8 protein-coding genes are annotated in these 8,640 nt (G+C 66.4%); all 8 read left to right on the top strand.

Going from position 1 to position 8,640, the window contains the following annotated elements:
* On the top strand, nt 1-2,119 hold a 2,119-nt coding region (infB, locus tag AC1DQJ_RS18225; protein WP_477605891.1), incomplete at its 5' end, for a translation initiation factor IF-2.
* Between the two features lie 301 nt (nt 2,120-2,420).
* A complete protein-coding gene (locus tag AC1DQJ_RS18220; protein WP_477605889.1) occupies nt 2,421-2,927 on the top strand; it encodes a DUF2939 domain-containing protein in 507 nt (168 codons plus the stop codon).
* A gap of 40 nt (nt 2,928-2,967) precedes the next feature.
* On the top strand, nt 2,968-3,765 hold the full coding sequence (locus AC1DQJ_RS18215) for a dienelactone hydrolase family protein (protein WP_477605887.1): 798 nt from the start codon (nt 2,968-2,970) through the stop codon (nt 3,763-3,765).
* Between the two features lie 146 nt (nt 3,766-3,911).
* A complete protein-coding gene (gene rbfA / locus AC1DQJ_RS18210) occupies nt 3,912-4,349 on the top strand; it encodes a 30S ribosome-binding factor RbfA (RefSeq protein WP_477605885.1) in 438 nt (145 codons plus the stop codon).
* Nucleotides 4,349-5,293: a tRNA pseudouridine(55) synthase TruB gene (truB, locus tag AC1DQJ_RS18205; protein WP_477605883.1), complete on the top strand. Its 945-nt coding sequence runs from the start codon at nt 4,349-4,351 to the stop codon at nt 5,291-5,293. The genes rbfA and truB overlap by 1 nt, the downstream gene beginning before the upstream one ends.
* A 3-nt stretch (nt 5,294-5,296) precedes the next feature.
* Nucleotides 5,297-5,566: a 30S ribosomal protein S15 gene (gene rpsO / locus AC1DQJ_RS18200; protein WP_477605881.1), complete on the top strand. Its 270-nt coding sequence runs from the start codon at nt 5,297-5,299 to the stop codon at nt 5,564-5,566.
* A 246-nt stretch (nt 5,567-5,812) separates the two neighbouring features.
* Nucleotides 5,813-7,954 carry a polyribonucleotide nucleotidyltransferase gene (gene pnp / locus AC1DQJ_RS18195; RefSeq protein WP_477605879.1) on the top strand — a complete coding sequence of 714 codons (2,142 nt, stop codon included), beginning with the start codon at nt 5,813-5,815 and terminating at the stop codon, nt 7,952-7,954.
* A gap of 88 nt (nt 7,955-8,042) precedes the next feature.
* Nucleotides 8,043-8,639 carry an SOS response-associated peptidase family protein gene (locus AC1DQJ_RS18190; RefSeq protein WP_477605877.1) on the top strand — a complete coding sequence of 199 codons (597 nt, stop codon included), beginning with the start codon at nt 8,043-8,045 and terminating at the stop codon, nt 8,637-8,639.
* The last annotated feature ends 1 nt before the right edge of the window (nt 8,640 follow it).

Below are 8,640 nucleotides of genomic sequence, written 5' to 3'. Positions count from 1 at the left end.
CCGTCCCGGCGATCGTCCGGGCGGCCCGCGCCCGCCGCGTGGCGCTGCGCCCAACGCTCCGCCAGCCACCCCCGAAATCCAACGCGCCGCCCGCCAGGCTCCGCGTCCCGGCGAGGCCGGCCGTCGTCCTGACGACGACGAGGATACCCGCCGCAAGGCGGCCGCCAACGCCCCGAACAAGGCGATCAGCCGTGTGAAGGGCGCCGCCCAGCGTCGTGAAGGCCGCCTGACCATCCAAGCCGTCGCCGGTGACGATGAGGGCGCCGTCGAACGGATGCGTTCGCTGGCCTCCGTTCGCCGGGCCCGTGAGCGCGAGCGCGAAAAGCGCAAGGGTGGAGCTCAAGAGCAGGCCCGCGCCGCGCGCGAAGTCGTCATTCCGGATGTCATCACGGTGGCCGAACTGGCCAACCGGATGGCGACCCGCGGCGTCGAGATCATCAAGTTCCTGATGCGTCAGGGCGTGATGCTGAAGATCAACGACGTCATCGACAACGACACCGCCGAGCTGGTGGCCACCGAATTTGGCCATACCGTTCGCCGCGTCTCGGAAGCCGACGTCGAAGAGGGCTTCATCGGTGAAGAGGACCTCGACGGCGCCCTGATCTCGCGGCCGCCGGTCGTGGCGGTCATGGGCCACGTCGACCACGGCAAGACGTCGCTGCTGGACGCCTTGCGTTCGGCCGACGTCGCCGGCGGCGAACATGGCGGCATCACCCAGCACATCGGCGCCTATCAGGTGCGTCTGGCCAACGGCCAGGCGGTGACCTTCCTCGACACCCCCGGCCACGCCGCCTTCTCGGCGATGCGCGCCCGCGGCGCCGACGTGACGGACATCGTCATCCTGGTCGTGGCCGCCGACGACGGCGTCATGCCGCAGACCATCGAAGCGATCCAGCACGCGAAGGCGGCCAACGCGCCAATCATCGTGGCGATCAACAAGATGGATAAGCCCGGCGCTAATCCGCAGCGGGTCATCAACGAGCTGCTGCAGCATGAGATCGTGGTCGAGAGCCTCGGTGGCGACACCCAGGTGATCGAGGTCTCGGCGCTGAAGAAGGAAGGCCTCGACAACCTGATCGAAGCCATCCTGGTCCAGGCCGAGATGATGGACCTGAAGGCCAATCCGGACCGCACCGCGGACGGCACGGTCATCGAGGCCAAGCTCGATCGCGGCCGCGGCGCGGTTTCGACCGTGCTGGTCAAGCGCGGCACCCTGAAGCGCGGCGACATCGTTGTGGCCGGGGCCAACTTCGGCCGCGTCCGCGCCCTGCTCAACGAGCGTGACGAGCAACTCGACTCCGCCGGCCCCTCGGTGCCGGTCGAGATCCTCGGCCTCGATGGCACTCCGAGCCCCGGCGAGGCCTTCGCCGTGGTCGAGAACGAAGCTCGCGCGCGTGAACTGACCGAGTACCGCACCCGGGTGAAGCGCGAGAAGGCCGGTTCGCCGGTCGCCGCCGGCGTCACCATGGCCGACTTCATGGCCAAGCTTCAGGACAAGAAGATCTCGGAGCTGCCGGTCATCATCAAGGCCGACGTCCAAGGTTCGGCCGAAGCGATCGTGGGTTCGTTGGACAAGCTCGCCACCGACGAGGTCCGTGCGCGGATCATCCTGTCGGGCGCCGGCGCGATCAGCGAAAGCGACGTCATGCTGGCCAAGGGCTCGGGCGCGCCGATCATCGGCTTCAACGTCCGCGCCTCGAAGCAGGCCCAGAGCCTGGCCGAACGCGAAGGCGTCGAGATCCGCTACTACGCGATCATCTACGACCTGATCGACGACATCAAAGGCGTGCTCTCGGGCATGCTGGCGCCGGAGCAACGCGAAACCTTCCTGGGCAACGCGCGCGTCCTGCAGGTGTTCGACATCACCAAGGTCGGCCGGGTCGCCGGTTGCCGGGTCACCGAGGGCGTGGTTCGCCGCGGCGCTCGGGTGCGGATCGTCCGCGAAGACATCGTGGTGCTCGAACTCGGCACGCTCCGCACCCTCAAGCGCTTCAAGGACGAAGTGGCCGAGGTCGGTTCGGGCGTCGAATGCGGCATGTTCTTCGAGGGCTTCCAGGACATCAAGGAAGGCGACGTCATCGAGTGCTTTAATCTCGAGGAAGTCGCGCGCAGCCTTTAAGGCTCGCGCCGCTCATCAAGGATCAGGCCCCCGGGAAACCGGGGGCTTTTTCTTTGCGGCCAATCGCCCATCGGCGCGAAGCCAAGGGTGTCATTCTTTGGCCCAGCTCTGATGTTCGACTACGGGCGCTGGACCGCAGCGCGACTTTGGCCGGGCGATCGTCGGCGAAGGGGTCCGGGCGTTACCTTTGGCGCTGGCGCGAGCCGCGGCTTCGGAACGGCATCGCGTGCAACCGATCACGCGAGCAAATAGCTTGGGATACGACATGCTTCGATTCACTCAGCAGCCCCACGGGTCGCCGATGAGATTTGTTTTCCTGGCGCTGGCAGCGCTTGCCCTGTCGTCCTGCGCCACCGCCCAACGCATTGACGCGGCCGGCGACGTCCACGCCTTGCTGGTCTCGATCCGCGACGACGACAAGGCGGCCTTCGAGGCTCACATCGATCGCGACGCCCTCAAGCGCCAGATCGAGCAGCGAATGATGAGCGAGGCGCGTAAGAGTGGAGCTGGCGATGGCCTGGCGGCGCTGGGCGCGCTGTTTGCCCCGGCCCTCGCGGACATTGCCGGCGAAGCGCTGCTCCAGCCGAAAGTGTTCCGCTCGGTGGCCGAATACTACGGCTATGATCGCGGCGCCCCGCTGCCCGGGGCGCTGGCGATCAGCGGCAGTCTGAAGAGCGTGGGCGAGGGCCAAGTCTGCGCCACGCGCAAGAAAGACGGTCCCTGCCTGCTGACGTTCACCAACGAGGCGGGAACCTGGCGGCTGTCCGGCTTCGAGGGCGATCTTTCGATGCTGCGCAAGAAGTCCTGATCGGCTTAAGCTTCGCCCAACGCCGTTCTGGGAGGGAGCGATGGGCTACGAAGCGGCTCTGGCCGAGTACGAGAAGTTCCAGTTCCACGACGGGCGCTGGACGCGCGACGTCTACAAGCGCGGCTCCGGGCCCGCGGTCGTTGTCATTCACGAGATGCCGGGCCTGCACCCGCACGTGATCCGCTTCGCCGACAGCGTCGCGGCCCAGGGCATGACCGTCTATTGCCCACACTTGTTCGGCGAGCCGGGACGCCCGGCGAGCCATCCGCTCAGCGCGCTGACCATGCTCGGCGGCATCTGCATCCGGCGCGAGTTCAACGTCTGGGCCACCGACAAGTCGAGCCCGATCGTCGAGTGGCTGAAGGCCTTGTCGCGCAAGGCGCACGCCGAGTGCGGCGGCAAAGGGGTCGGTGCGGTGGGGATGTGCTTCACCGGCGGCTTCGCCCTGGCGATGATGACCGAGCCTTCGGTCGTGGCTCCGGTGCTGTCGCAACCGTCGCTGCCGCTAGGCGCCAGCAAGCCGGAGCGCGCCGCGGCGATCGGCGTCTCGCCAGCCGAGGTCGCCTGCGCGCGCCGGCGCTTCGACGAGGAGGGCCTGTCCATGATCGGCCTGCGCTTCCACGGCGACCCCTTCGTGCCCGACGCGCGGTTCGACACCTACAAGCGCGAGTTCGGCGACAAGTTCGAGGCCATCGAGATCGACCCGAAGCACGCGCAGCCGGGCGGCCTGAAGCACCCGCATTCGGTGCTGACCATCAATCTGGCCAAGGACGGGCCGACGAGGGACGCCGAGCAGCGCGTTCTGGCCTTCTTCCGCGAGCGGACCGGGGCCGCCTAGCTGAGCCGCACTCAGTTTCAGGTGATTGGAGGGCGATGACCGCCGAAACGGCTTTCACTTTGCGCCATCACGCTCTAGAAGCCCGCCCTTCTTCTTCCTGAGCCGCCGCGTCCGATCCGCGGGCCAGGTCCTATGAGGCTAGTCCAATGAAACGTACGACGTCCAAGGGCAAGACCGGCCCTGCGGGCCCGACCCAGCGCCAGCTGCGCGCCGGGGAACTCACGCGCCACGCCCTGGTCGAGATCCTTCGCGAGGAGGAGTTCAACGACGAGGCCATGGCCGGGGTCTCGGTCACGGTCACCGAAGTGCGCATGAGCCCGGACCTGCGCCACGCGGTCTGCTTCATCGAGCCGCTGGGCGGCGAGCACGCCGACGACGTCGTCAAGGCGCTGAACCGCCACGCCAAGTTCATGCGCGGCCGGCTGGGTCGGATGATCGACATGAAATTCACGCCGGACCTGAAGTTCCTGCACGACGAGAGCTTCAACGAGGCCGCGCGCATCGGCCGCCTGTTCGACGACCCTAAGGTCGCCCAGGACCTGGCCCCGCAGCCCCCGTCCGACTCCTGGAAGGACGAGGACTGATGGCCCGCCGCAAGAAGGGCGAGGCGATCTCCGGCTGGGTCAATCTCGACAAGCCCTATGACCTCGGGTCGACCCAGGCGGTTGGCCGGGTGCGGCGGATCTTCAACGCCCAGAAAGCCGGCCACGCCGGGACCCTCGACCCGCTGGCCACCGGCATCCTGCCGATCGCCCTGGGCGAGGCGACCAAGACCGTCTCCTTCCTGATGGATGCGGACAAGGCCTACCGGTTCACCATCGAGTGGGGCCGCACCACGGCCAGCTTCGACCGAGAGGGCGCCACGACCGCGACCTCCGACGTGCGGCCGACCATCGCCCAGGTCGAGGCTGTGCTGCCCGAGTTTGTCGGCGACATCCTCCAGGTCCCGCCGGCCTTCTCGGCGATCAAGGTCGACGGCGAGCGGGCCTACGACCTGGCCCGCGCCGGCGAGACGGTGGAGCTCAAGGCGCGCCAGGTCTCGATCTATGAGGCCCGGGTGATCGAAGCGCCGGACGCCGACCACATCGAGATCGAGGTGGCTTGCGGCAAGGGCACCTATGTCCGGGCCATCGTGCGCGACATCGCCGAGCGCCTCGGAGCCTGCGCCCACGTCAGCGCCCTGCGGCGCACTCGCGTCGGACCCTTCGATGAGGCCTCCGCGATAACGCTGGAATTGTTAGAGGATTTGGGCCATAAGGCCCGCTGCTTGGAGGCATTGCTTCCGGTCGAGACCGCCCTGGACGACATCCCGGAGCTGGCCGTGACCGCCGAAGACGCCTTCAAGTTGAAGCAGGGACGGCCGATCGTTCTCGTTCCCCGACAGCTCGAAGCGCTGAAGGCCCGGCTAAACCCCGGGACCCGAACCGTTTCAGCCATGGAGGGGGGTTCGATCGTGGCGCTCTGCGAGATGCGCGCGGGCAAGCTCGAGCCCTCGCGGGTCTTTCATCTGAACAAGAGCGGAGACTAGCCGATGTCGATTACTCTCGAGCGCAAAGCTGAGCTCATCAAGACCCACGGCCGTTCGACCGGTGACACCGGAAGCGCTGAAGTGCAGGTGGCGATCTACTCTGAGCGGATCTCCAACCTCACCGAGCACTTCAAGACCCACAAGAAAGACAACCACTCCCGCCGCGGCCTGCTGAAGCTGGTCTCCGCGCGTCGTTCGTTGCTGGATCACCTGAAGAAGTCCGACGAGGGCCGATATCAGGCGCTGATCGAAAAGCTGGGCCTGCGCCGTTAAGGACCGAGAGGTCAGCCCCCGGGAAACCGGGGGCTTTGCGTATCAGGCTCTATCTACAGCGCCGCTTCCTCCGCGACAGGCCGGGGGAGATCAAGCGGCGATCCAGGCGGTCCAAGTCGGGCGCCTGCTACACGCCGAGGGTTCCATAGCAATCCTCATCGCCTGTTCGACTGGAGAGGATTTCGGAACCCCGACGCCCTGTCCGCCCCCGTTGGGAATACGCCCGCGGGATGAGAAAGAAGCAAAATGTTCGATATCAAACGCAAAACCATCGAGTGGGGCGGCAAGACGCTGACCCTCGAAACCGGCCGCATGGCTCGTCAAGCTGACGGCGCGGTCCTGGCCACCTACGGCGAGACCATGGTGCTGGCCACCGCCGTCTTCGCCAAGAGCGCCAAACCGGGTCAGGACTTCTTCCCCCTGACCGTCAACTACCAGGAAAAATTCTACGCCGCGGGCAAGATCCCCGGCTCCTTCCCCCGTCGCGAAGGTGCGCCGAGCCAGAAGGAAACCCTGACCTCGCGCCTGATCGACCGTCCGATCCGCCCGCTGTTCGTCAAGGGCTTCAAGAACGAAGTCCAGGTCGTCACCACCGTGCTGGCCCACGACCTTGAAAACGATCCGGACATCGTCGCCCTGGTTGCGGCTTCCGCCGCCCTGGTGATCTCCGGCGCCCCGTTCATGGGCCCGATCGGCGCCGCGCGCGTCGGCCTGATCAACGGCGAATACGTCCTGAACCCGACGTTGGACGAGATGAAGGAGTCCTCGATGGACCTCGTCGTCGCCTCGACCAACGACGCGGTGATGATGGTGGAATCCGAAATCCAGGAGCTCAGCGAAGATGAGGTCCTGAAGGGCGTCATGTTCGCCCACAACGGCATCCAGCCGGTGATCGACGCGATCATCGAACTGGCCGAGCACTCCGCCAAGGAGCCCTTCGAGTTCACGCCGGACGACACCGACGCCATCAAGGCCGAAGTGAAGAAGCTGATCGGCAAGGACCTGGCCGCCGCCTACAAGATCGTCGCCAAGGGCCAGCGTCACGACGCCGTCTCGGCCGCGAAGGCCAAGGCGACCGAGAAGTTCGCCAAGTCGGAAGAGAACCCGGCCGGCATCGACGCCGCCAAGCTGGGCGGCGTGTTCAAGGAACTGGAAGCCGACGTCGTCCGTCGCAACATCCTGGACACCGGCATCCGCATCGACGGCCGCACCGTCGACAAGGTCCGTCAGATCGTCTCGGAAGTCGGCGTACTGCCGCGCGCCCACGGTTCGGCCCTGTTCACCCGCGGTGAAACTCAGGCTCTGGTGGTCGCCACCCTGGGCACCGGCGACGACGAGCAGCTGATCGACGCGCTGGAAGGCAAGTACTACGAGAAGTTCATGCTGCACTATAACTTCCCGCCGTTCTCGGTCGGGGAGACGGGCCGCATGGGCGCGCCGGGCCGCCGCGAAGTCGGCCACGGCAAGCTGGCCTGGCGGGCGATCCGTCCGATGCTGCCGAAGACGGAAGAGTTCCCCTACACCATCCGCCTGGTCTCCGAGATCTTCGAGTCGAACGGCTCGTCCTCGATGGCCTCGGTCTGCGGTTCGTCGCTGGCCCTGATGGACGCCGGCGTGCCCCTGAAGAAGCCGGTCTCCGGCATCGCCATGGGCCTGATCCTGGAATCGGACGGCTTCGCGGTCCTGTCGGACATCCTGGGTGACGAAGATCACCTGGGCGACATGGACTTCAAGGTCGCCGGCACCGAGGACGGCATCACCTCGCTGCAGATGGACATCAAGATCGCCGGCATCACCGAAGCGATCATGAAGCAGGCGCTGGCCCAGGCGAAGGATGGCCGCAAGCACATCCTCGGCGAAATGGCCAAGGCCATGGAAGCGCCGCGCGCCGAGCTGGGCGAGTTCGCCCCGAAGATCGAAACCATGAAGATCGCGGTCGACAAGATCCGTGAAGTCATCGGTTCGGGCGGCAAGGTCATCCGTGAGATCGTCGAGAAGACCGGCGCCAAAGTCGACATCGAAGACGACGGCACGATCAAGGTCTCGGCCAGCGAGCAGTCGAAGATCGATGCAGCCAAGGAGTGGATCAAGTCGATCGCTTCGGAGCCGGAAATCGGCGCCATCTACACCGGCAAGGTCGTGAAGATCGTCGACTTCGGCGCCTTCGTGAACTTCTTCGGCGCCAAGGACGGCCTGGTCCACGTTTCGCAGATCTCCAGCGACCGCGTGGCCAAGGTGTCGGACGTGCTGCAGGAAGGCCAAGCCGTGAAGGTGAAGCTCCTGGGCTTCGACGACCGCGGCAAGACCCGTCTGTCGATGAAGATCGTCGACCAGGAAACTGGCGAAGACCTGTCGGCCAAGACCTCGGGCGAAACCGAAGAAGCCTAAGCTTCTTTAGGTCCACGATTTACGGAAGGGCGGTCGCGGCGACGCGGCCGCCCTTTTCGTTTGGCGCGGGCGCGCTAACCTCGGCGCCATGTGCAACGAATTCCAGCGCCACAAACTGCTGCGCGACGCCATCGAGGAATTCGACCGACGCGGCCTGCCGCTGTTCAAGTGGCAAGGCGGCATGATCCCCAACATGCTGGACGCCCAACCCTCGATCCGTATCCGCGACAGCGCTTTCGTCGTGCGGGCGGTGGGCGAGGGGCTGGAAGGCTCGATGACCACCTGGGCCTGGCCCGGCCCCAACGGCGCGCCGGTGTTCAACTTCCGCTCGGAGGGCCGCGATTTCTCGCGCAGCGACCGGGTGCTGATCCTGGCCGACGGCTTTTTCGAATACACCGCCCCCAAGGCGGCGGGCGTGAAGCTGAAGGACCGCCACCTGTTCACGATGGCCCGGCAGGAGTGGTTCTGGATCGCGGGCATCGTCAAGGAGGCCTGCTTCTCGATGCTGACCACGGCGCCTGGCCCCGACATCGCCGACTATCACGACCGCCAGGTCGTCACCCTGGCGCCGGAGGCCGGGCTGGACTGGCTGCATCTCACCCGGCCGGAGCGGGAATTGCTCCGGCCCTCGCCCGCGGGCGCGCTGATAGCGCGAACTCTGCGCAAGGACGGCGTGGAGGCCTGAC

The organism is Phenylobacterium sp. P4_E10 (assembly GCF_056401675.1).
Note: the sequence above shows the minus strand (reverse complement) of the source record. Positions and strands in the feature narration are given on the sequence as shown.

Bases quoted from the DNA above. Each gene is read 5' to 3' on its own strand.
- AC1DQJ_RS18220 (WP_477605889.1), top strand. From the start codon at position 2,421: ATGAGATTTGTTTTCCTGGCGCTGGCAGCGCTTGCCCTGTCGTCCTGC.
- AC1DQJ_RS18215 (WP_477605887.1), top strand. From the start codon at position 2,968: ATGGGCTACGAAGCGGCTCTGGCCGAGTACGAGAAGTTCCAGTTCCAC.
- rbfA (WP_477605885.1), top strand. From the start codon at position 3,912: ATGAAACGTACGACGTCCAAGGGCAAGACCGGCCCTGCGGGCCCGACC.
- truB (WP_477605883.1), top strand. From the start codon at position 4,349: ATGGCCCGCCGCAAGAAGGGCGAGGCGATCTCCGGCTGGGTCAATCTC.
- rpsO (WP_477605881.1), top strand. From the start codon at position 5,297: ATGTCGATTACTCTCGAGCGCAAAGCTGAGCTCATCAAGACCCACGGC.
- pnp (WP_477605879.1), top strand. From the start codon at position 5,813: ATGTTCGATATCAAACGCAAAACCATCGAGTGGGGCGGCAAGACGCTG.
- AC1DQJ_RS18190 (WP_477605877.1), top strand. From the start codon at position 8,043: ATGTGCAACGAATTCCAGCGCCACAAACTGCTGCGCGACGCCATCGAG.